This is a genomic window from Paractinoplanes durhamensis, from assembly GCF_016862175.1.
Taxonomy (GTDB): Bacteria; Actinomycetota; Actinomycetes; order Mycobacteriales; family Micromonosporaceae; genus Actinoplanes; species Actinoplanes durhamensis.
In genome coordinates this window covers 261,368-281,875 of record NZ_BOML01000019.1, presented here as the reverse complement: position 1 = coordinate 281,875, position 20,508 = coordinate 261,368, and the positions used below count along the sequence as shown (strand labels likewise).

Sequence of the window (20,508 nt, the reverse complement as noted above, 5' to 3'; positions counted from 1 at the left end):
TCGAGCCGGAACACCTAGCTTTGAAGGTCGCTGCCCGGGTCGTTCCGGCCCGCGGCGAACCCATTCAACAGAGACTATTGCCGGCCCGATGCCAGGTCTATGCCCTGGTCAGCGCCGTGGAGGCCATAGATGAACGACGCCGACCCGACTCAGTCGCCGGACGGGGAGCCATGGGCGCCCCTGGTTGACGTGTCGCACCTTCCCCTAGCACCGCTGGGCGCGGACGCCGACGGGATCCTCGGCCGATCACTGCGCCGGGTGCTCGACAGCCTGCACGACCGCGACGGTGTGATCAGCGCGTTCGGCTCCGCGATTCAGCCGGAAGACTAGGTCGCCGTGGGACGGACCGCACTGATCGACGATGTCCGGGCGGCACACCTGGCGGCGGCCCCCTGGCCGTACGCCGAGTTGGACGTGGCCGCACTCCGGGCCGCCGGTCATCGGCCCGTCCCCTTCCGCGAGTTCGTCCTCAAGATCCACCAGCGCTGCAACCTGGCCTGCGACTACTGCTACATGTATGAGCACGCCGATCAGAGCTGGCGGGAACGGCCGCGCACGATGTCCGACGAGGTGCGCGACGCGACGCTCGCCCGGATGGCCACCCACGCGCGCGACCACGACCTGCCGCGCGTCCGGATCGTGTTGCACGGCGGCGAGCCGCTGCTCTACGGCACCGCGCGGCTCGCCGAGTTCGTCGCGCAGGCCCGCGCCACGCTCCCCTGCCCGGTCGACTTCAGCATGCAGACCAACGGCGTGCTGCTGGACGAGCGGGCCCTGGCCGAGCTCCGCCCGCTGGGCATCCGGGCCGGGGTGAGTGTCGACGGCACCGCCGCCGAGCACGACCGGCATCGGCGCACGCCGGGCGGGCGGGGCAGCTTCGCCGCCGTCGCCCGCGCCCTCGACCTGCTGCGCCGCCCGGAGAACCGGCCGCTCTACGGCGGACTGCTCTGCACCGTCGCCGCCGGCACCGACCCGATCGCCTGCTACGAGCAGCTGATCGCCTTCGAGCCGCCGGCGATCGACCTCCTGCTGCCGCACGCCAACTGGGAAAGCCCGCCGCCACGGCCGGACGGTGTCGCGACGCCGTACGCCGACTGGCTCACCGCGGTGTTCGACCGGTGGTACGCCGACAAGTCACCGATCCGGATCCGGCTCTTCGACGACGCGATCAGCCTGGTGCTCGGCGGCTCCGGCCGCAGCGAGCAGCTCGGGCTGAGCCCGGCCGGCCTGGTCGTGATCGAGACGGACGGAGCCGTCGAGCAGGTCGACGCGTTGAAGAGTGCCTACCCGGGCGCCTGCGCCACCGGGCTCAACGTGCTCCGCGACGAGCTCGACGACGCACTCGACCATCCCGGCATCGTGGCCCGGCAGATCGGCCGGGCCGCCCTGTCCGACGAGTGCCTCGCCTGCCCGGCGCTCGCCTTCTGCGGCGGCGGTCACTACGCCCACCGCTACCGGCGCGACACCGGCTTCCGTTCCCCCTCGGTGCACTGCGCCGACCTTCGTGTCTTCGTCCGTCACGTCTACGACCGCATCGCCGCGGACCTCTCCGGGAGGCAGCCATGATCGCCGTTCACCAACTCGCGCCGGACGTCTTCGACCGGCTCGCCACCGGCGCCGGCGGCGCGGAGGCGGTGCGTGAGCTGCGGACAGCGCAGTTCAGCAAGCACCTCATGCTGATCCGCTACCTCCTGGAGCAGTACCCGGACGGCGGGGACGCCGTCCGCGACCTGCTCGACCGGGCCCGGGCCGCGGCGCCGGAGGCGTTCGAGGAGATCGTCGGGGCACCCCTGGTCGGCGGCTGGGCGGCGATCGCCGGGCGGGCCGCCATGCAGGACAATCTCGCCCCGGCTGACCTGCGGCACCTGGCGGCCATCGCGATCGTGGCGGCCGCGGCGGCCGGCATCGACGGGTCCGCCGAGGTGCCCGTGCACGACGGCGTCGCGGTGCTGCCCGGGCTGGGCGCGATCGAGGCCGGCGACGCCGGCTCGGTCACCGTGACCGCCGCCGGCGGACGGCTGTTCGTCATGGCCGGTGGGGTGCGGCGGGAGGTGCCGGCGGCCGGCGGCTGGCAGCCGGTGCGCGTGCTCGCCGCCTCCGCGGCCGGCATCGACATCCGGCTGGGGCTCGACGATCTGCACCCGTACCGGCACGGCCACCACGTGCCGCCGGCCAACCGGCTCACCGACGCCGAGGTGGAGCGGTGGCGTGCCTCGTTCGGCGCGGCGTGGCGGCTGCTCGCCACCCACCTGCCCGAGCGGGCGGCCGAACTCGCCGCCGGCCTCGAGGACCTGGTTCCGCTGGTGCAGACCGATCCGCGGTCGGCGCGCAGCGCGACCATCCGGCATGCGTTCGGCGTTTTCGGCCTGACCCTGCCGCCCAGCCCGCACGACTTCGCGGTCACCCTGGTGCACGAGTTCCAGCATTCGAAGCTGAGCGCGGTGCTCGACCTGGCCCAGCTCACCGACCCGGACGACGACGGCCGCTACTTCGCGCCGTGGCGCACCGACCCGCGGCCGCTCGCCGGCCTCCTGCAGGGGGTCTACGCGTTCGTCGGGGTCGCCGACAGCTGGCGCGGCCTCCGGGCCGAGGTGCCGGTCGCGACCGCCCACTTCGCCGAGGCCCGCCTCCAGGTGGATCGGGGGCTGACCGCGGTCGAGGAGTCCGGCGCGCTCACCGAGCAGGGCGCGGCGTTCGTCGCTCACCTGCGCCGGTCGGCCGACCGGCTCCTCGCCGAACCGCTCCCGGCGCAGGCCGACGTCGACGCGCGAGCCAAGCTGGCCCGCACCTTCGCCGCCTGGCGGGACCGCAACACGGCCTGACGATCAAGGCCGGACGATCACGTCGGGGGCGGCTCGATGTCGCCCTCGATCCGCCGACCGGCGGCCGCCTCCAGCACCTCCGGGTGGTCGGCGCCGAACAACACCGTCAACCGGCCGACGGCATCGTCGAACAACCGGGTCGCGCGGTCCTCCTCGCCGGTCGCGCGCAGGTCGTGGGCGTGGTTGACGGCCCGCATCAGAACGTACGGGTGGTCGGCGCCGTTTCGGGCCACAGTGCCCTCGGCGTCGGCGGTCCGGCTGAGTTCCAGCATCCGCTCGGAGAGGGCCAGCGCCTCGGCCGCCCGGCCGGCCAGCGCACGGTCCGTCGCCAGCGACGAGCCGGCACAGATCGCGTACGGGTGGTCGGCACCGAGATGCTCCTGGAGCCGTTCGTAGGCCGACTCGTCGATGGCTGTCGCCCGCTCGACGTCGCCGACCGTCCGCACGAGAATCGCCTGGTTCACCTCGGCGGCTCGGGTCAGCGGGTGATCGGCGTCGAAGTCCGTGCGATAGACCTTGAGGGCCTCGTCGATGAGCTCGGCCGCCTCATCGAACTGCCCCAACTGGCGCAGGACGTTGGCCAGGCTCATGTTCGCTGCCACCGCGAATTCGTGCGTGGCGATGAATCGCCGGGACGTCCGATCCCGGACCTCGCGCAGCACGACCGCAGCCTCCTCGAGCCGGCCCAGCTTGCGCAGGGTGATGGCCCGCACCCGGTCGGACAGCAGACCGAACGGGTGGCGCAGGTCGACCAACCGTTCTTGCACCGGCTGCCACTCCTCGAGCCGCTGCAACGCAGCCCCGTAGTGGCCCAGGCCGTAGTAGTCGAGCGCCACGTTGAAATTCATCCGGACCGACTCGACGTCGAGGACACCGGTGTCGGCGTAATGCGACGCGATCTCCTCGTCCAGGCGTACCGCGGCGGCGAACTCGCCGATGAGCCGGTGGTCCACGGCCAGGTTGCTCATCGCGCGCAGGGTGTAGCCCTCGCCGGGACCGAAGACCCGCCGGTGCGCCTGGACACTTCCCTGGTCGAACCGGAACGCTTCCCGGTAGCGACCCTCGATGCGCAGGTCCGCACCGCGCTGGTTTCCGGTGATCAGCGTGTACTCGTGGTCGGAACCGAGTTTGTCGCTGGCCAGGAACCGCTGGTAGACGTCCAGCAGGATGGCCGAGGCCGTCTTGCTGTCGCCCAGCGTCCGGGTCGCGTTCGCAATCTGGGCCCGGGCCAGCAACGTCGCCAGGCCGTCCGGACCCAGCAACTCCTCCGACGGATCCGCGGCCGCCCAGTCGGTCGCCGCGCGCTCGGCCAGGATGCGGCTGTTCTCGTAGTCGCCCGTCAGGTAGAGGAATCGGGCGTGATCGAGGACGGTCTGGCGGCCCTGCGGGGTTCGAGAGTGGATCATGTCAGCGGGGCCGAGGTGCGGGCCCATCTCGCTCTGCAGGTCGAGCTCGCCGATCTCGTCCGGGTCGCCGGGGCTTGCCGCGGCCAGCAGGTTCTGCACATTGCGGAGGGTCTGTTCACGCTGCTCGGGGCCGAGCGAGTCGCGTAGCACCCACTGCACGAGTCGGTGCACCTGGAGACGGGGCGACTTGTCGGCGCTGGCGGGCGCCGGGGACGACGCGGCCCGGCTGACCGTCTTGGCCAGACCGTACCGCCGCAGCTCCCGCACCAGCTGACCGGTCCGGATCGGATTACTGAGAGCGCTTTTCAGCTCCGGGGACAGGTCGGCGTTGCTGCCGCGGCGCAGCAGCGACTGCCGGATGCCGTCGCCGCCCAGGTAGGCGAAGAGGGAGAACAGCTGGACGATTGCTTCGTCGACACCGCGCAGCTTCTCGACCGAGACGGCCACCATGGTCGCGACGGTCAGGGGGTAGCCGGGCGGCTGGCCCTCGCCGAGCAGCTCCAGCCGGCGGAGCTCCAGCAGCTCGATGTACTCACCGACCCCCATCGACGTGGCCAGCAGCCATGCCGCGGCCTGCTCCAGGGCCAGCGGCAGGTCGCCCAGCTTGGCGGCCAGCTCGTCGGCCTGGGCGTCGTCGATCAGCGTCCCGCCGCTCTCGTCGGCGGTCCGCTTGGTGAGCAGCTGGACGCTCTCGTCACGACGGAAGACGTCGACCTCGATCGTGACGCCGACCCGGTTCCACTCCTCGTTGCGGGTCGTCACGATGACGTGGCCACCGGTCGACGGCAGCAGCGTGGTCAGCGTCGACGGCTCGTCGGCGTTGTCGTAGACGAGCAGCCACTCCCGGTCGCTGCCGGCCAGCCAGTTGAGAACCGTGCGGGCGGTGTCCTGCTGGTCGTCGGAGACCGGGAGGTCGAGTCGCTGCGCCAGCTGGGTCAGCGCGGCCAGGACCGTCGTCGTCTCCTCGGCCGGGATCCACCAGATCAGGTCGTACTGATCGAGGTGACGGTGCACATACTCCGTCACCAGCTGGGTCTTGCCGACGCCGCCCATCCCGTTGAGCGCGGGCGGCAGCACCGATGTCGTGGTGCCCTGCTCGAGTGCGTCGCTGAGCAGCTCCAGCAGCTCGATGCGGCCGGTGAAGTTGCGGTTGCGGATCGGGATGTCACCGACGATGCGTTCCTCGGCCCGGTAGACGTGCGGGCGGGAGGTGCGCGGCCGGACCGCGGTGAGCTCGGCGAACCGGTCCGCCGCCTCGCCGGGATGACGCATCGCGATGATGTCGCCGAAGGCGCGGAGGTCGGCCGGGGCGCTCACGAACGTGTCGAGCAGGGCGGCGAGATCTTCGCGGGGCTCGTCGGACCGGGGGAACACCAGGTCACGGGTCAGGATCTCGCTCAGTTCGGCGATGCGGGCGTCGCGGATTGCGCGGCTCTCCAGGCCCGGCACTTGGAGAAGGACCTCGAGGAGAGGAGTGTGCGAGTCGGACACAGCTTCTCATTTCCGAGCACGGGTGAATCGCTGAGTCTGCAGGATATCGGAAATGCCCTGTTGACGGGTATCGGTGGAAAGGTGACCGCCGTCAGTGGAGGGTGCCCGGCACCTGTTCCCCGATCGTGGTGCCCTTCGGGCGGATCTCGTAGCGGCCGGCCCCGATCGGGACCGAGTCCCGCCGAATCCGCTCGGCCCAGCGGTCCGGCCAGCGCGTCGTGTCCGACCAGCGAATCCCCGCCAGCGGTACGCCGGTGAGGTCCAGGTGGGACAGATCGGTCCCGCCGAAGTCGTCGAGGACCCGGTGCAATTCCGCCGCGTGGCCGGCATCGGCGTCGTCCAGCCCGGTGATATCGCCGATCCTGATCATTCGGGTGAGCTCCGAGGTGGCCCACCGGAGCCGGGCCAGCGGATTGTCCATGACCGCCAGCCGGGTCGCGACGTTGTCCATGTCGTCGGTCCGGAGGTACATCTTGCCGACCCTGTCGGAGAAACCGGCCATGTTCCGGCACACCTGCTCGAACAGCGCGATCTCGTCGGCGGACAGCCCTTCGGGGCCGAGCGCAGCGATGCCGCGGGCGATGCCCTCGCCACCCCAGACCAGCGTGCCGACGCGCTCCCGCACGTCGCGGCGGGCCTCGTCCGGGAGGTGCGTGAAGGCGCGCTCGACGACCCGGGTCACGTTGACCCGCACGAGGCTCCAGATCGCACGTACGGTCATCTTCGCCGCGAGCACCTCGGCGCGCAGGTCGTGCACGGACTGCGGCAGTTTCAGCAGGTCGAGGTCATCGCTGACGGCACGGCGGCGCCGATAGTCGACCTGGTACCACTGGCGCTCGACCCGGGCCAGCGCGTTGACCAGGCCCGCATGCTTTCCGTCGCGCAGGAGACGGCCGTCCCGGCTGAGGTCCGACTCGACGGCCTCGCCGAGCCGGCGGGCCTCCGCCAGTGCGGCGACGGCCCGGCCGGACTCGGCGTCGAGGATCTCGTCGAGCTCGGACCGGACCCGGACGACCTCGCCCAGGCCATGCACCTGGTTCGCGAGGTCGTGCCCGGCGGACCGGATCCGCAGCCGGAGGGCCGGGTCGAGCCCGGCGAGGTACGACGCCAGCTCCGGCAGGGAGATCGCCCACCGCGCCTCGGCGGCCGGCCGGGGCAGGATCGCGGCCAGACCACGCTCCAGGTCGAGCGCGGCGGCCACCTCGGCGACCAGCTCCTCGTGCCGGGCGGGCAGGGTGGCGTCGCGGAGGCCGGCGTCGAGGTCGAGAGCCTCCGCCGTCTCGCCGACGAGTTCGTCGTGCAGCCGTTCGAGCCGGCGGTCCGGATCAGTCATCGTGACCGCCGTCGCCGGCGAGCCGGCGGGCGACCGCCTTGCGGGCCTTGTAGAGGTTGGCGCGCACCGTCTCGGACGGCAGTCGAAGCTCCTCGGCGATCTCGGCGGGCGTGTGCCCGTCCAGCGTCCAGGCCAGAACCTGCCGTTGCCGGAACGGCAGCCCGTCGAGGATCCGCAGGATGTCCCGCCGCTGCTCCCACTCGGCGACGTCCTCGATGGTCAGCAGCGATTCCCGCTCGGGAACCTCGGCCACCGGCTCCTCGTCGACGGCGGCCAGCCGGCGGCCGTAGAGGCGGGACGCGACCCGCTTGGTCCACGCCCGGGGGATCTCGATCGTCGGCCAGTACGCGTACGCCTTGATCATCGCCTCCTGGGCGAGATCGGCGGCATCGTTGAGCGAAGCGCCCTGATAGCGCAGGAAGACCACCAGCCGCGGCATGAACGCCCGGTAGAAGTCCGCGAACTCGGCGGCAACCGGCGGAGCAGCCTCGGTGGCCGCTCCCGCCTGCTGGATCTCCGGCTCATCCATGCGCGTCCCGTTGCTTCTCTGTCCGGGTCACGGCGAGCGCCGTGACGATCTCGACGAGCATGCGGGCCCGGGCCCGCTCGTGGCGCAGACGCCAGCGTAGGCGAAGCCAGCAGCCCGCGGCCGCCACCACGTGGGTCAGCACCACAACCAGGCTTTCGGTTACCTCTTGCCTGCCCATCGCATCTCCCTGTCTACGCCCCTGCTGCTCAGAGGCGCTCCCGAGGCCGCGCGTGAACTTCCGGCTCGACGGGGACGGGCGCATCACGCTTTCCGGGCGCATCCTCACCCGTACGCACGGAGGGAGCCGGACCGAGACGGTGCTGGACGCCGCGCTGCTCGCCGCCTACCGTGCGCACTTCGGGGTTTTCCTTGATCGCGCCGTGTCATAGGGATTGCCTATGACCGCGCCCGAGTAATAGGCGCTACCGGGGTCGGCTCGCCGGGACCACGCTGAACGGTGTGATCGTTCTCGTCCTTGGGCTGGTTGCCGTGCTCGGCGGCACGCTCGTGCCGGTGCTCGGCGTTCCGCTGTTCGCGGTGGCCGGCGGGGTGCTGCTGAGCACCCGGACCCGGCCCGGTCCGAGGACGCTCGACCTGGCCAAGGGGCCGATCCTGAAGGCGTCGGTCGTGCTGCTCGGGGCGCAGCTGTCGCTCGGCGAGGTGGTGTCGGTCGGGGCCGGATCACTTCCGGTCATGCTCGGCACCCTCGCGGTCTGTCTCGGGCTCGCCTGGCTGGTCGGCCGGGCCCTCGGTGTGCCGGGCGACCTGCGCACCCTGATCGGGGTCGGCACCGGCATCTGCGGGGCCTCGGCGATCGCGGCGGTCACCCCGGCGATCAAGGCGCGGAGCGGCGACGTGGCTTACGCGATCTCGACGATCTTCCTGTTCAACGTGGCCGCCGTGGTGGTGTTTCCGCCGCTCGGGCACCTGCTGGGGCTGAGCCAGGAGGCGTTCGGGCTGTTCGCCGGCACGGCCGTCAACGACACGAGTGCGGTGGTGGCCGCGGCGACCGGCTACGGGCCGGAGGCCGCCGAGCACGCCGTGGTGGTGAAGCTCGTGCGCACCCTTATGATCGTGCCGGTGGTGATGGTGCTGGCGCGGCGGCACGACGGTGGCCGCAAGAGCCTGGTGCCGTGGTTCCTGATCGCGTTCGTGCTGATGTCGGGGCTGCACACCGCCGGTCTGGTGCCGGCCGCGGTGCAACCGGCGCTGCGCTGGCTGGCCGTGCTGTGCGTGGCGGTGGCGCTCGCCGCGGTCGGGCTCTCCACCGATGTGCCGGCGCTGAAGAAGGCCGGCGCCCGGCCGCTGCTGCTCGGCCTGGTGCTCTGGATCGCGGTCGCCGCCACCAGCCTTGGCCTGCAACAACTCGCGTAAACTGCGGACGGTGCCCCTGCCGCCGTGGATCAGCGACCTGCCCGCCCTCGACCTTCTGCTCTCGGTCGCCGAGTCCGGCAGTGTCGGCCGGGCCGCCCAGCGGCACGGCATCAGCCAGCCCACCGCCAGCGAGCGCCTCGCCAAGCTGGAACGGCGGCTCGGCGTGCCGCTGCTGGTGCGCTCCCGGCGTGGCAGCCTGCTCACCCCGGCCGGCCAGGCGGTGGTCGTCTGGAGCCAGCAGGTGATCGACGCCGCGCACGCCCTCGCCGACGGCGTGCTGACCCTGCGGGACGACCGGCAGGCCCGGCTGCGGGTGGCGGCGAGCCTGACGGTGGCCGAGTACATGCTGCCGGCCTGGCTGCTGACCCTCCGCCGCACCCACCCCGACCTGGACATCTCCGCGCAGGTGGCGAACAGTCAGGGCGTCTGCGAGGCGGTGCGGGCCGGGGACGCGGATCTCGGATTCGTGGAGTCCCCCGACATCCCGGACGATCTCAGCGCCCGGAAGGTGGGGTCGGACCGGGTGGCTCTGGTGGCCTCCCCGAGCTATGGCCGCACCGAGCTTTCGGTCGCCGACCTCCTGGAACGACCGCTCCTCCTGCGGGAGCCGGGTTCGGGCACGCGGCACACCTTCCTGAACGCGGTCGGGAACGTCCCGCTCCCGCACGCGACAAGCCTCGGCTCGACCACGACGATCCTGGCGACCGCGCGGGCCGGCGGGGGCATCGGCGTGGTGAGCGCCCGGGCCACGGCCGGGCCCATCGCGGCCGGTGAGCTGGTCGAGCTGCACGTGCCCGGCCTGTCGCTGGTGCGGCCGCTGCACGCCGTCTGGCTCGGCACCACCCCCTCCGAGCTGGCCGCCGAACTCATCGCCAATTCGATTGCCGTGTGATCCGGGCTTCGGCATCCTGATCGGCATGACGCGCTGACGGAACCAACCTCGCCTCCCTCCACCTCGCTTTCCGGAAGAAGAGCAATGGTTTCCGTACGCGTTTTCGCGTCCCCGTCCAGCTGGATCGAATCCTCCGCCGTCGATCAGCTCCACCAGGTGGCCGCCCTCGACGGCATGCTCCACGTGGCCGGCATGCCCGACCTGCACCCCGGCAAGGGCGCCCCGATCGGCGCGGCCATGCACTCGACGGTGCTCTACCCGTTCCTGGTCGGCTCGGACATCGGCTGCGGCATCGCGGTCTTCCCGATCGCGCTCAAGCGGCCGGTCCCGGAGAAGCTCGCCGCCCGCTTCCCCGACCTCGACCGCTCCCCCGACCCGGACGACCCGGCCTGGGATTTCGCCGGTCACGACGTCCCACTCGGCCACCTCGACGGCATCGGCACGGTCGGCCGGGGCACCCGCTCCTACCTGGTCCAGGGGCACGCCGGGCCGGAGGCGGGCTGGTCGGTGGCGCACGGCGCCGGCCGCAAGATGTCCCGCGCCGACGCGCTGCGCCGCGGAAAGGCCAAGCACACCGTCGAGGAGCTGCGCTGCACCCCGCTCGGCTCGATCGTGGTCTGCGGCGACCGGCAGCTGCTGTTCGAGGAGGCGCCGACCGCCTACAAGAAGATCGAGCAGGTGATCGGCGACCTGACCTCCTTCGGCCTGGCCACGCCGATCTCGGCCACCGTCCCGCTGGTCACCTACAAAACCGCCGCGGTCAGCCCAGGAAATACCAGAGGACGGCCAGGATCAGGGCCAGCAGGGACAGGGCGGCCAGGATGATCAGCAGGATCAGCAGCCAGCCCCAGTCGCGTTTCGCCGCCTGCTGCTGGGCGAAGACCGGGGGCGCCAGCCGGGCCGCCTGCGGGCGGGCCGGGCGCAACTCGAAACCGCAGCGCTCGCACCGCACCCGGACCGGCTCGTTCGGATAGCCGCAGTTCCGGCACGGGCCCGCTCCGCGCTGGCCGCCGTACTGGGCGGCCGGGAACTGCCTCGTGTCGGTGCGCGGCTGCGGGACCGCCTGGGGCACCACCCGCAGGCTCGTCTCGTCGCCGCGCTCGTTCGGGCTGCGCGGGATCGACTGGGCGTGCGCGTCGTCGTTGCCGCCGCCCTTGCGCAGGAACATCAGCGGGTAGCCGCAGTTCGGGCACAGCTGGTCGCGGTCCGGCATCACCGGGTTGCCGCAGTCGGGGCAGGGCATCTGGCGCACCGAGCCGTACATCTCAGGCATTGTCGTCTCCACTGCCGGGTGGGCGGGCACGGCCGCGAGCGGGCTGCGGCTGGAAGCGGACGTCCAGCTGGATCTTGGAGCCGAGGGGGAGCTCGCTCTGCAGGAACGCCATCACCTGGCGCTCGGTGAGATGGCCGGTGTGGTCCATCTGTACCACCACGACCGGGTCGGGCGCCGGCACCTTGTCGTTGCGGCCGAAGATGCCGCCCGCGTCGATCACCGTCACCCGGGCGCCGGTGGCCGCCTGCAGCAGCGCCTCCACCCCGTAGCGGGTCCCGCGCCAGCCGAGCAGCTTGCCGACCTCGCGCACCAGGGACCGGCGGTACTCGGCCGGGTCGGTCGGCTCCAGCATGACGCCCAGCCAGGACCCCAGGTAGGACAGCATCTCCGGGCTGGCCAGGCCGGTGTCCATCTGGAACTCGATGGCGTCGATGCGTTCCCGGACGGTGTCATGGGTCTGCTCGAACGCGGTCACGAAGTCGCGCAGCACCGGGTCGGTCGCCATCACCCGGGGCAACTGCTCGACCAGCCACCCGTCACGCGTGGTCATTGTTGAACCACCACCCGGTGCTCATAGGACATGAACAGCGCTTCCGGCAGCAGTCGCAGGCGCTGCTCGACCTGGTCGAGGGTGCGTTTGCGGCGCAGGTCGGCGGAGAAGAAGTGCACCGCCTCGACGCCCTGCACGCCGAACGACCCGTGCAGCACACCGTAGACGTCGCCGAGTTTCAGGTCGGTGTCGAACGGCCAGCCCTGGCCGCTCGGCCCGCCGGTCAACGGGTTGAGGTATTCGTAGAGGGCACGCTCGGCCCGTTCGCGCACGGTCTCCGCGCGTACCCCCGGGGAAGCCCGCACCTCCGCAACCACCTTGACCCCCTGGTAGCGCGGCGCGTCGATGCGCAGGCGCATCGTCAGCAGCCGGCGCGGCTCCAGATAGGCCTTGATCGTCTCCTCCAACTCGTCGGAGATGGCCAGGTCATCGAGGGTCAGATTTTCCGGAGCAACATCCACCCTGGGTACGACGAGGAGGCGCGCCGGTTCGGCCGGGTTGTCCGGCGGCAGGCAGCGGGCCCGCGCCACGTTCGGCGCCGCGTCCAGGGTGAGCCGCTCGACGTCCTCGGCGGTGACCGCCCGGCGGCCGCCGCGCAGCAGCATCGGCCCGCGCACCTTGGCATTCTCCACCGTCTCGGCGTCCACCCCGCCCGCCGACGCGTCCAGGTTGGTCACCCCGGCCACGAACGGGATCGACGTGTGCAGCACGGTGAGCCGGTCGGCCGGGACGTTGCCACGCCGGCCGCCGCCGAACCGGTAGCCGGTCACGTAGATCTGGGAGTCGACCGGCGGGATCGCGCCGTGCTGCCACACCCGGCCCTCCCGGTCGAGGACCCGCGGGCCGAAGCGCACCTCGCCGTTCGCCCCCGACCAGGTGAAGACCTGGTCGTCCTCCTCCGCGTCGGACAGGTCGGCGACCTCGGTCCACTCCTGCTCCTCCGGCTCGCCGGTGCGCTCGTGCCGGGGCAGCACCACCCGGACGGTCTCGTCGAAGCGGCGCGGCAGCACCGGCACCCGGCGCACCTGGAACACCTGGCCGGGCCGGCCGTTGCTGGCGCCGAGCAGCTCGGCCGGGGCCGGCTCGGCGTGGTGGGCGGGCACCGCGCCGCCGAGGGCGACCGCGGAGAGCTGCTCGAGGATCGGCGGGTTGGTGTAGTCGGGCTGCCCCTCGACCGGCCGGACCAGGCGGCAGCGCAGCCAGAACGCCCGCTTCGCCCCGATCGCCAGGGCCTCGTGCTTCATCGGCAGCAGCAGGGTGACCTCGCCGGTCGAGTTGAAGCCGGCGCTGGTGTCGTCGAGGATCCGCACGTTCTTCCAGGTGCCGTCCCACGCCTCCCACACCCGGGGCGGGCGGCGCGGGTCGACACCGGCGCCTTCCGGGCCGGTGGTGACGTCGAGGCGCAGCAGGTTGCCGGCCGCCGACTCCTGCAGCCCGAAGTAGACCGCCTCGTCGACCTGCAGCGTCGGGAACAGCTGCACGGTGGCGGCCTCGCGCCGCAACTCCTCCCAGTGGTCGGCGTAGCGGTCGCCGGTGTGGGTGAGGCAGGCGATCAGCTTCGGCGGGGTGACCCGCAGCTCCGAGTCGGTGAGGAAGACGACCGGGGCCTCGTCCTCGCGGCGTTCGGTGCTGACCTGGGTGCCGGCCGGCACGCGCACCGTGTCCTCGCGGGCGGCGGTGAGCCGGAACAGCAGGTCGGCGCGGGCCGGCACGGCCGAGAACAGCTCGACGCCGACCAGCTCCAGGAACTTCACGTAGAGCCGGTCCGGCACCTGGTTGAGCCGGTAGAGCGTCATCTCGGTCATCCAGGCGAACAGCTCGATCAGCGCCACGCCGGGGTCGGAGACGTTGTGGTCGGTCCAGTCCGGGCAGAGCCGGTTGATCCGCCGTTTCGCCTCGTCGACGATGTCCTGGAAGCGCCGGTCGTCCAGGTCGGGTGCGGGCAGACTCATGGCGCCGGCTCCTCGGTGGGAATCGTATAAAACGGAAAAACAAGGTTGCGTACGTCGTTGGTGGACTTGACGCGGTACGAGACGGTGATGTGTACGGTCCCGGTCGACTGCTCACCGTCCGCGTCCACCATCTGCAGCTCGATCCGCGGCTCCCACCGCTCCAGGGCCTCCCGCACGGCCTGCTCGATGAGCCCGAGCGTGCTCGCGGTCAGCGGCGCGAACAGCTGCTCCCACATCGCGCAGCCGAACTCGGGCCGCATCACCCGCTCCCCCGGCACCGTGGACAGGATCATCCGGATCGCGGCGTCCACCTCCTCGGTGCCGGTAACGAGCCGGACACTGCCGTTGCGGTTGATCGCGGCCGGGAACGCCCAGCCGTTGCCGATGAAGTCGTCGCCCGCCATCACGCCACCAGCACGTCGGGCGACCCGGCGCTGATCACGCTGGTCGGCGCGTCGACCGGGTCGTTGCAGGTGGCCACCTGGTCGCCCATCCGGGCGAGCGGCTTGCCGTTGACCAGCACGGTAGGCGAACCGATGATCACCCGGCCCTGGTTGGTGGGCGGCTTGCTGAACGGCGACGGCGGGATGTGGGGCGGCATGTTCTGCGCGATGCTGCCCTGGGTCGCGGCCGGAAGACCATTGATGAGTACGTCGGTGGAGAGGCTCAACATCAGCTGTCCCGCGAACGGGAGGGGCGTCGGGGTGGGCACCGGCCCGCCCGGGGACGGCACCAGGAGGATGTGGATGTCGGTCCCGGTGACCGGGTCGTTCTGGCGTGCGGCCGGTTGCGGCATCGTCCCTCCTCAGTTGAGCTTGATCGGCTTGCCGGACGCGGTGAGCGGCCCGGACGCGGTGATCTCGACCTGGGCGCCGGAGAGCGTCAGCTTCGACGTCGCCTTGATCTCGATCTGGGTGGCGGTGATGACCAGCTTCTGGTCGCCGGTCAGCGACGACTCGCTCTTCTCCAGCTTCAGCGCGCACGGGGTGCCGCCGAGCAGCAGGTCGATCTCCATCTTGTCGTCGTCGAAAACGAGCCGGGAGTCCTTGCGGCTGACCAGCATCCGCTGCTTGACCACCCCGCCGGAGAGCGCGCCCGGGTCGGGTGGCGCGTCCCGCCGGTTCCACAGCCCGCCGAGGATCACCGGCCGGGTGGTGTCGTCGAGCTCGAAGCCGACCAGCACCTCGTCGTCGACCTCGGGGATCCACTGCAGGCCGCGTTCCTTGCCGCCGCCCGGGGTGGCGATCCGCGCCCAGGCACTCTCGTCGTCCTGCGACAGGGTCGGGAACTTCACCCGGACCCGGCCCAGCTTCTCCGGGTCGTCGTTGTTGGTGACGATCCCGACGACCAGCCCCGACCAGCCGGACTTCTCGGCCTTGGCGCTGCCGCCGGTCAGGTCGGCGAGGTTGCCCGGCTCCTTGCCACCGCAGACGAACCGGGTCAGGTAGGGCCGGTTCGCGCCGTAGGTGTGCTCGACCTGGGTGACCCGGTAGTCGCCGGTCATCCGCGACCCGATGCCCTCGATGTGCACCTTCGCGCCCGCGCCGATCAGCGGGTCGCCCATCGCCTCGCCGCGCAGCACCACCTCCTCGCCGGAGGCGCGCAGCAGCAGCGACCCGGCCAGCGCGTCGGCCTCGGCCTGGTCGGTGACCGGGAACTGGCCGGCGTTGCGCTTGACCCGCCCGAACGCGCGCCGGGCCGCGTCGGCCATCTCTTTCGCGGCGGGCGCGTCGGTGCCCGGATCGGTCTGATCGGCGCGGCCGCTGATCGCTTCCTTGCCGAGCTGGTCCCAGCCGCGGATCTCCACCTCGTCGCTGCGTTCGGCGGCGGAGAAGCGGGTGGCGAACCGCGACAGGTTCTGGCCGTAGGTGAGCTTGGGCGGGGTGGCGGTCGACCGCGGTGCCTTCTTGAAGTAGAACTTCTTCTCGCTGACCCACACGTCGAACCCGATCCGGGCGGCCCGGCGGCGCAGGAACGCGTAGTCGGTCTCGCCCGCCTGCAACACGTAGTCGTGGGTGGCGCCGGTCGCGTCCACCTCGGCGTCCAGGCCGTACTCGCCGGCGATCCGGCTCGCGATGTCGGCGTCGGTGACCCGCTGGAAGCTGCGCGACTTCGGCACCCGGGCCAGCCGGTGGGTGAGGTCGAAACCGGTCAGGATCAGCTCGTGCCGGCCCGACCCGCCCGGCTCCACGCTGATCGCGGTGATCTCCCCCGAGGTGACCACGACCGGGTCGCCCTCGGCCCGGAACGCGATCTCGATCCGGGTCCCGATCGTGAACGTGCCCTTGTCGAACATCTCGAAGTGCGGGTCGTCGAAGTGGATCGCGAAGTAGTCCGGCAGCTGCACCGACTCCTCGACCCGCACCAGGACCAGCCGCGGGTAGCTCTCCGGGGGCAGCGGGCGGCCGTCCACGGTGAGCTGGGCCCCGTCGAGCCGGCGCTTCTGCTCAGCCACGGCGCCGCACCGGCAGCTCAGGAATGATCAACAGGATGCCGGGCTCCATGGTGAGCGGGTCGACCACGTTGTTGGCCTCGGCGATCAGCCGCCACCGGGTGGCGTCCGCGTAGTGCTTGGCGGCCAGCCGGTCGAGGGTCTCGCCGTGGCCGAGCCGGTGCACGGTCTGCAGCGACGGGGTGTGCGAGGTCGGGTTCTGCAGCGGCTTGATCTCCTCGTCCTCGTACTGCTTGAGGGCGAGGTCGGCCTTGGCCCGCATCGGCATGCCGTCGGCCGCGAAATAGGTGAACTTCAGGGTCAGCCGCTCGACCACGGCCTTGAACGACTGCAGCGGCCCCCAGTGGAACGTCACCCACGGCGGCCGGTGGTTGTTGCGGTTCTTGTCCGAGGCCGGCAGCTTCTTGTCGATGGCGACGAGCTTCATCAGCTTGTCGGTGTGCTCGGTGACCGACGTGCCCTTGTCGGTGGTGTCGAGGGTGATGCTGAGCGTGAGCGTCCCCGGCTGCCCGGCCTGGAAGCGCAGCAGCGGCGCGTTGGCACCCTTGTTGTCGGCGCCCTGCCAGGACGCCGACTTGGTGATGGTCAACTCCGCCGGGTTGAACAGGAACGGGATGACCTCTTTCAACTCGGTCCGCAACTCGGCCTTGGCCGGCGCCGCCGGTGTAGCTGCCATCAGAACTCACCCACCATCTAGAAGATCCCCGCCCATCGGCCGCCGCGCCGCTCGATCTCGCGCAGCAGCCGCCGTTCCACGATTTCTATGACCTGATCCGGATCGAGCGCCTGCTTGGCCGCCCCGGCCGCGCCCGCCACCGCGCCGGCCGCCTGGCTGACCGCCGACATCGCCCCGCCGGCCGCGTCGGACACGGCGCCGCCCGCCGCGCCGGCCGCGTCCTGCACGCCGGAGAACGCGTCGCCGGCCGCGCCCTGCAAACCGGAGAACGCATCGCCCGCGGCGCCCTGCATCCCGGAGAAGGCGTCACCCGCCGCCCCCGACAGCCCGGAGAACGCGCTGCCCATCGGACTTCCGGACGCCTCGATCACCGCGGCCCGGGCCGCCCGGGTGGCGACCTCGCTGACCGCGCCGAGCCCGCCGCCGACCGGCAGCGAGTCGACGATCCCGGCGCCGGTGTTCATCGCCTGCTTGCCGGCCGCGAGGGCCTGCCGCTCGTCGTCGTCGAGCAACCCCGACACCCCGTCGAGCAGGAACCGCGGCCGCCGCACCGGGCTGCGGGTGTGCATCAGCTCGTGGGCGAGCACCGCCGAGACCGCGGGCCCGGACGGCGGCGCGGCCGGCAGGTGCACGACCGTGCCGGTGGTCGCGCCGAGCGCCCCGGCCGCGGCCAGCGCGTGCCGGGTGTTCGGCCCGGTCGTGTAGAGCGGCGGCCGGGCCCGCCCGGTCAGCGCGGACGCCATCGCATGCAACGACCCGGGCAGGGCACGCGGCGCTTCCAGCGGCCGCGCGGCCACCGCCGCTTCCCACCGATCACGAGGATTGAGTACGGGCTTCGTCCCGCCGCCGCTCCACCCGGCCGCCGGTCCGGTCGTGACGGCGCCGCTCGGGTCGGGAACGTTGCCCGGCGGCAGCGACGCCGCCCCGAGCACCCGGTAGTCCTGCGCCGATTCCGGATTGCTCACCTGCGGGCCGGCGTTGGGCCGCCCGACCAGCGGTTCCGCCCCACCGACGAGACCGGCGATCCCCCGCCCGGCCCCGCGAAGCCCGGACGTCCCCGGCTCCGCACCGCCGAGCGCCGGCGCGCTGCTTCCCACGTCGGAAGCGCCGGTCACCCCGGAAGCGCCGCGACCGGCACCACCGGTCGACCCGGCTCCACCACGACCGGCGGCGTCCGAGCCGCCGCGCCCACCGCGGCCGGACCCACCGGCGCCGGACCCACCGCGGCCGGCCCGGCCGCCTGAAGAACCGGCCGTGCTCGAATCACCGATGCCGCGCCCGCCCCATCCGCCGGGGCCGCCCGATCCGCCGCGCCCGCCCGATCCGCCGCGCCCGCCCGATCCGCCGCGCCCGCCCGATCCGCCCGGGCCGCCCGATCCACCCGGGCCGCCGACGTTGCCGACGTCCGAACCAGCCGCGGCGCCGGTGCCCTGGCGGCGGAATCCGAACGCGCCCAGCCCGAACGGCGTCAGCCCACCGATCTCCGACCAGCTGACATTCGGCCCGCGCCGCTCGGCGTCAGAGCCTGATCCCGCGCCTGTGGTTGCGCTGAGCAACCCACCGGCCGCGCGGCCACCCGGCCCCAGCACGCCGAGCCCGTCGGAGCCGACTCCGGCCAGCCCACCGGGCCGATGCCGGGAAAGCTCGCCCGGCCCGTGCCCGGTCGGGGCGTCACGGCGAGGTGCGGAGGAACCGGCCGGGCCGTGCGCAGAATGGTCGTCGTGCCCGCGCCCCCGATCGTGCCCCGTGGCACCGGCACGCCCACCACCACTCGCCGACCCGGCCGGAGCTGACCGCCCGTCCCCCGAGGCCGTTACATCATCCACCCTGCCCGCGAGCAGGTGCCGCACCCGTGTCTGATCCCCGACAGGTGACCGACCGGCGCCGAGCAGTGAACCCACCGTCGGCCCCATCGCCAGCTCGTGCCCGGGCCGCACATCCGGCCCCTCCGGCGGCGCGCCGAACAACGGCTCCCGCCCACCGAGAGCCAGCGGCGCCCGACCCAGCATCCGCCCGCGCGCACCGGCGCCGGTCTCCCCCGGCCCGGGCGTCGTGACGCGCCCCCGGGCGCTGGATGGACGAGGTCGCTGGTCCGCGTCGGGCACCGAGCCGGACAGGCCACCGGCATTCCGGGCGCGGAACGACTCGTACCACCGGAAGAGTGACCACGGGGTGCGCACGCGCAGCCCGTCGGTCAGGCCGGGGCTGACCGACGGCCCGGCGGCGCCGCTGCTCGTCGGCATCGGCCGGGTCGAGGAACCGGTGAGCCCCGGTCGCAGGGACCGGGGCAGCAGGCGGGCCAGGAAGCGGACGGCGCGGCGCAGCGGCCGCGGGGAATTACTTCCCGACGGTGACGGTGAAGCCACTGTGGCACACCTCCAGCTCCTCGATGGCCAGGTCACGGGAGGACGCGGCCAGGCGCGGGCCGGTCCACTTGACCGGCTTCACGCCGATCAGGGACCAGGTGCGGTAGGGCTTGCCGGACTGGTAGAGCACGCTGATCGAGCCGGTGCCGGCGGTGATCTTGTTCGACTTACCGGTCAGGCCGGCCCCGGAGAAGCTGGACAGCCAGGTGAACAGCGCGTCGGAGTTGGTCAGGCCGCGCTTGAACACGATGTTCGGCCAGCGCATCCGGCCGAGCAGCTTGTGCGTGTACGCGTTCTGCCCACCCTCCGGCAGCTCCTCCACGTCGATGGACACGGCCAGGCCGGTCACCTCGGTGAACATCCCGATGTCGAGGTCACCGACTTTGAAGTGGAACTTGCCGGCGAAGGGCGGTCGGAGGTTCTTCTCGTCAGCCACCAGCCACTCCTTGCCATGCGCGTTCGTTCAGGCCGCCCACCTCCCGCAGGAGGCGGATCCGGTCGCCGTGTTCCAGGTCGAGCAGCCGGTCGAAGTCCCAGTGCAGGTGATAAGCCAGAAAGGCGATCTCCTGCCAGAGCTCGTCCTGCGCGTAGTGCCCTAGCCCACCTCCACGGATGTCCGCGGGAAAGGGGCGCCCGGCTCCAGGGCTTCGAGGATGCTCGGGTCCTGGAAGTTGATGATCCGGTAGAGGTCTTGCAGGTAGGAGAAGTCCGAGACGAACAGCGACTCGATCGTCTTGGTGGTGACCCGCTGCACCGACCCGAGCTGGATGACCACCCGGGCCAGCACGATCACCGTCGCGTACGCCTCGTTCTCCTTCACCCGGCCGTCGCGCAGCGGCTCGATCTCGTCGCGCGCGCAGGCCAGCCGCATCACACCGGTCTTGTGCAGCGTGCCGTCGTCGTCCACGTAGCCCTTCGGCAGCGTGAACGGGAATTCCGTTTGCAGGCCACTCATGCCCGGTGAAGCCCTTCGTGGGTGATGGTCACCTTCTCGGTGGCGACCTCATTGCTGCCCGCGTCGAGCTCGGCGCCGGTCCACTTGGAGACCCAGCCCTTCTCGAAGTTCCACCGGGCGACCTCCTTCTTCAAGGAGTCCTTGATGACGATCGAGCCGTCGCGGCGGGCCGAGTCGACGTCGCCGTCCTCGACCTGCTTGCGCCACTCCCACAGCGCCTTCGACTCGTCGATCCGGCGCTCCAGGGTGATGTCGCTCCACTTCATCGCCCCCGGAACCTTCCGGATGATCATCTTGCCGTCCTTGGTGGCTTCCTTGTACTCGATGGTCTCGGTCTCCGACTCGACACCCGAGCACTTGCGGAAGCTCGCCATCTCAACTCCGCCGATCTCCAGCACGAAGTTGAACGTTGTCATCAAATCAGGCATTGCACGCCC

23 protein-coding genes are annotated in these 20,508 nt (G+C 71.9%); 7 read left to right on the top strand and 16 right to left on the bottom strand.

The window, feature by feature from the left end:
• Positions 1–129: 129 nt before the first annotated feature.
• The 3 genes from fxsA to Adu01nite_RS11020 are packed head-to-tail and all read left to right on the top strand — an operon-like array spanning position 130 to position 2,822.
• Positions 130–330 (top strand): FxSxx-COOH cyclophane-containing RiPP peptide, encoded by a 201-nt coding sequence (gene fxsA / locus Adu01nite_RS11030; protein ID WP_203726484.1) that lies wholly within the window; start codon positions 130–132, stop codon positions 328–330.
• A 6-nt stretch (positions 331–336) separates the two neighbouring features.
• Entirely contained in the window at positions 337–1,566 is a 1,230-nt protein-coding gene (locus tag Adu01nite_RS11025; protein WP_239132292.1) for an FxsB family cyclophane-forming radical SAM/SPASM peptide maturase, read from the top strand.
• Positions 1,563–2,822 carry an HEXXH motif domain-containing protein gene (locus Adu01nite_RS11020; protein WP_203726483.1) on the top strand — a complete coding sequence of 420 codons (1,260 nt, stop codon included), beginning with the start codon at positions 1,563–1,565 and terminating at the stop codon, positions 2,820–2,822. Before Adu01nite_RS11025 ends, Adu01nite_RS11020 begins: the two co-directional genes overlap by 4 nt.
• A gap of 17 nt (positions 2,823–2,839) precedes the next feature.
• On the opposite strand, the gene fxsT is transcribed toward Adu01nite_RS11020, so the two are convergent.
• From fxsT to Adu01nite_RS11000, 4 genes are all read right to left on the bottom strand, one after another.
• Positions 2,840–5,719: an FxSxx-COOH system tetratricopeptide repeat protein gene (fxsT, locus tag Adu01nite_RS11015; RefSeq protein ID WP_203726482.1), complete on the bottom strand. Its 2,880-nt coding sequence runs from the start codon at positions 5,717–5,719 to the stop codon at positions 2,840–2,842.
• A gap of 91 nt (positions 5,720–5,810) precedes the next feature.
• Positions 5,811–7,052: a hypothetical protein gene (locus Adu01nite_RS11010; protein WP_203726481.1), complete on the bottom strand. Its 1,242-nt coding sequence runs from the start codon at positions 7,050–7,052 to the stop codon at positions 5,811–5,813.
• Entirely contained in the window at positions 7,045–7,581 is a 537-nt protein-coding gene (locus Adu01nite_RS11005; RefSeq protein WP_203726480.1) for an RNA polymerase sigma factor, read from the bottom strand. Before Adu01nite_RS11005 ends, Adu01nite_RS11010 begins: the two co-directional genes overlap by 8 nt.
• Positions 7,574–7,759, bottom strand: coding sequence for a hypothetical protein (locus Adu01nite_RS11000; RefSeq protein ID WP_203726479.1), 186 nt, complete (start codon positions 7,757–7,759; stop codon positions 7,574–7,576). Before Adu01nite_RS11000 ends, Adu01nite_RS11005 begins: the two co-directional genes overlap by 8 nt.
• Positions 7,760–7,811: 52 nt before the next feature.
• On the opposite strand from Adu01nite_RS11000, the gene Adu01nite_RS10995 reads away from it, so the two are divergent.
• The 4 genes from Adu01nite_RS10995 (at position 7,812) to Adu01nite_RS10980 (ending at position 10,672) form a co-directional block, all read left to right on the top strand.
• Positions 7,812–7,970, top strand: coding sequence for a hypothetical protein (locus Adu01nite_RS10995; RefSeq protein ID WP_203726478.1), 159 nt, complete (start codon positions 7,812–7,814; stop codon positions 7,968–7,970).
• Between the two features lie 70 nt (positions 7,971–8,040).
• Positions 8,041–8,955: a YeiH family protein gene (locus Adu01nite_RS10990; RefSeq protein WP_239132291.1), complete on the top strand. Its 915-nt coding sequence runs from the start codon at positions 8,041–8,043 to the stop codon at positions 8,953–8,955.
• A 10-nt stretch (positions 8,956–8,965) separates the two neighbouring features.
• Complete coding sequence (locus Adu01nite_RS10985; protein WP_203726477.1) at positions 8,966–9,847, top strand: LysR family transcriptional regulator; 882 nt, start codon at positions 8,966–8,968, stop codon at positions 9,845–9,847.
• Positions 9,848–9,931: 84 nt separating this feature from the next.
• Entirely contained in the window at positions 9,932–10,672 is a 741-nt protein-coding gene (locus tag Adu01nite_RS10980; RefSeq protein ID WP_203726476.1) for an RtcB family protein, read from the top strand.
• On the opposite strand, the gene Adu01nite_RS10975 is transcribed toward Adu01nite_RS10980, so the two are convergent.
• Genes Adu01nite_RS10975 through Adu01nite_RS10925 form a run of 12 tightly spaced genes read right to left on the bottom strand, consistent with a single transcriptional unit; the run spans position 10,608 to position 20,499 of the window.
• Positions 10,608–11,120 carry a zinc-ribbon domain-containing protein gene (locus tag Adu01nite_RS10975; protein ID WP_203726475.1) on the bottom strand — a complete coding sequence of 171 codons (513 nt, stop codon included), beginning with the start codon at positions 11,118–11,120 and terminating at the stop codon, positions 10,608–10,610. The two genes, Adu01nite_RS10980 and Adu01nite_RS10975, sit on opposite strands and share 65 nt — an antisense overlap.
• A complete protein-coding gene (locus Adu01nite_RS10970) occupies positions 11,113–11,670 on the bottom strand; it encodes a phage tail protein (RefSeq protein ID WP_203726474.1) in 558 nt (185 codons plus the stop codon). The genes Adu01nite_RS10975 and Adu01nite_RS10970 overlap by 8 nt, the downstream gene beginning before the upstream one ends.
• On the bottom strand, positions 11,667–13,622 hold the full coding sequence (locus Adu01nite_RS10965; protein WP_203726473.1) for a putative baseplate assembly protein: 1,956 nt from the start codon (positions 13,620–13,622) through the stop codon (positions 11,667–11,669). The genes Adu01nite_RS10970 and Adu01nite_RS10965 overlap by 4 nt, the downstream gene beginning before the upstream one ends.
• Positions 13,619–14,026: a GPW/gp25 family protein gene (locus Adu01nite_RS10960; RefSeq protein ID WP_203726472.1), complete on the bottom strand. Its 408-nt coding sequence runs from the start codon at positions 14,024–14,026 to the stop codon at positions 13,619–13,621. The genes Adu01nite_RS10965 and Adu01nite_RS10960 overlap by 4 nt, the downstream gene beginning before the upstream one ends.
• Positions 14,026–14,418 (bottom strand): PAAR domain-containing protein, encoded by a 393-nt coding sequence (locus tag Adu01nite_RS10955; protein WP_203726471.1) that lies wholly within the window; start codon positions 14,416–14,418, stop codon positions 14,026–14,028. The genes Adu01nite_RS10960 and Adu01nite_RS10955 overlap by 1 nt, the downstream gene beginning before the upstream one ends.
• Before the next feature lie 9 nt (positions 14,419–14,427).
• Positions 14,428–16,077: a VgrG-related protein gene (locus Adu01nite_RS10950; protein ID WP_203726470.1), complete on the bottom strand. Its 1,650-nt coding sequence runs from the start codon at positions 16,075–16,077 to the stop codon at positions 14,428–14,430.
• Positions 16,070–16,750 (bottom strand): CIS tube protein, encoded by a 681-nt coding sequence (locus tag Adu01nite_RS10945; protein ID WP_203726469.1) that lies wholly within the window; start codon positions 16,748–16,750, stop codon positions 16,070–16,072. Before Adu01nite_RS10945 ends, Adu01nite_RS10950 begins: the two co-directional genes overlap by 8 nt.
• A 17-nt stretch (positions 16,751–16,767) precedes the next feature.
• Positions 16,768–19,116 carry a DUF4157 domain-containing protein gene (locus Adu01nite_RS48425; RefSeq protein WP_203726468.1) on the bottom strand — a complete coding sequence of 783 codons (2,349 nt, stop codon included), beginning with the start codon at positions 19,114–19,116 and terminating at the stop codon, positions 16,768–16,770.
• The gene (locus Adu01nite_RS10935) at positions 19,088–19,552 is read right to left on the bottom strand and encodes a phage tail protein (RefSeq protein WP_203726467.1); all 465 of its coding nucleotides are present in this window, start codon (positions 19,550–19,552) and stop codon (positions 19,088–19,090) included. The genes Adu01nite_RS48425 and Adu01nite_RS10935 overlap by 29 nt, the downstream gene beginning before the upstream one ends.
• Positions 19,545–19,730 (bottom strand): DUF6760 family protein, encoded by a 186-nt coding sequence (locus tag Adu01nite_RS48860; RefSeq protein WP_369076814.1) that lies wholly within the window; start codon positions 19,728–19,730, stop codon positions 19,545–19,547. The genes Adu01nite_RS10935 and Adu01nite_RS48860 overlap by 8 nt, the downstream gene beginning before the upstream one ends.
• Entirely contained in the window at positions 19,712–20,071 is a 360-nt protein-coding gene (locus tag Adu01nite_RS10930) for a hypothetical protein (RefSeq protein ID WP_239132290.1), read from the bottom strand. Before Adu01nite_RS10930 ends, Adu01nite_RS48860 begins: the two co-directional genes overlap by 19 nt.
• Entirely contained in the window at positions 20,068–20,499 is a 432-nt protein-coding gene (locus tag Adu01nite_RS10925; protein WP_239132289.1) for a phage tail protein, read from the bottom strand. Before Adu01nite_RS10925 ends, Adu01nite_RS10930 begins: the two co-directional genes overlap by 4 nt.
• Between the last annotated feature and the right edge of the window lie 9 nt (positions 20,500–20,508).

Excerpts from the sequence above, each read along its gene's own strand:
- fxsA (WP_203726484.1), top strand. The coding sequence starts at position 130 with ATGAACGACGCCGACCCGACTCAGTCGCCGGACGGGGAGCCATGGGCG.
- Adu01nite_RS11020 (WP_203726483.1), top strand. The coding sequence starts at position 1,563 with ATGATCGCCGTTCACCAACTCGCGCCGGACGTCTTCGACCGGCTCGCC.
- Adu01nite_RS11010 (WP_203726481.1), bottom strand. The coding sequence starts at position 7,052 with ATGACTGATCCGGACCGCCGGCTCGAACGGCTGCACGACGAACTCGTC.
- Adu01nite_RS11005 (WP_203726480.1), bottom strand. The coding sequence starts at position 7,581 with ATGGATGAGCCGGAGATCCAGCAGGCGGGAGCGGCCACCGAGGCTGCT.
- Adu01nite_RS11000 (WP_203726479.1), bottom strand. The coding sequence starts at position 7,759 with ATGGGCAGGCAAGAGGTAACCGAAAGCCTGGTTGTGGTGCTGACCCAC.
- Adu01nite_RS10980 (WP_203726476.1), top strand. The coding sequence starts at position 9,932 with ATGGTTTCCGTACGCGTTTTCGCGTCCCCGTCCAGCTGGATCGAATCC.
- Adu01nite_RS10975 (WP_203726475.1), bottom strand. The coding sequence starts at position 11,120 with ATGCCTGAGATGTACGGCTCGGTGCGCCAGATGCCCTGCCCCGACTGC.
- Adu01nite_RS10970 (WP_203726474.1), bottom strand. The coding sequence starts at position 11,670 with ATGACCACGCGTGACGGGTGGCTGGTCGAGCAGTTGCCCCGGGTGATG.
- Adu01nite_RS10965 (WP_203726473.1), bottom strand. The coding sequence starts at position 13,622 with ATGAGTCTGCCCGCACCCGACCTGGACGACCGGCGCTTCCAGGACATC.
- Adu01nite_RS10960 (WP_203726472.1), bottom strand. The coding sequence starts at position 14,026 with ATGGCGGGCGACGACTTCATCGGCAACGGCTGGGCGTTCCCGGCCGCG.
- Adu01nite_RS10955 (WP_203726471.1), bottom strand. The coding sequence starts at position 14,418 with ATGCCGCAACCGGCCGCACGCCAGAACGACCCGGTCACCGGGACCGAC.
- Adu01nite_RS10945 (WP_203726469.1), bottom strand. The coding sequence starts at position 16,750 with ATGGCAGCTACACCGGCGGCGCCGGCCAAGGCCGAGTTGCGGACCGAG.
- Adu01nite_RS10930 (WP_239132290.1), bottom strand. The coding sequence starts at position 20,071 with ATGAGTGGCCTGCAAACGGAATTCCCGTTCACGCTGCCGAAGGGCTAC.
- Adu01nite_RS10925 (WP_239132289.1), bottom strand. The coding sequence starts at position 20,499 with ATGCCTGATTTGATGACAACGTTCAACTTCGTGCTGGAGATCGGCGGA.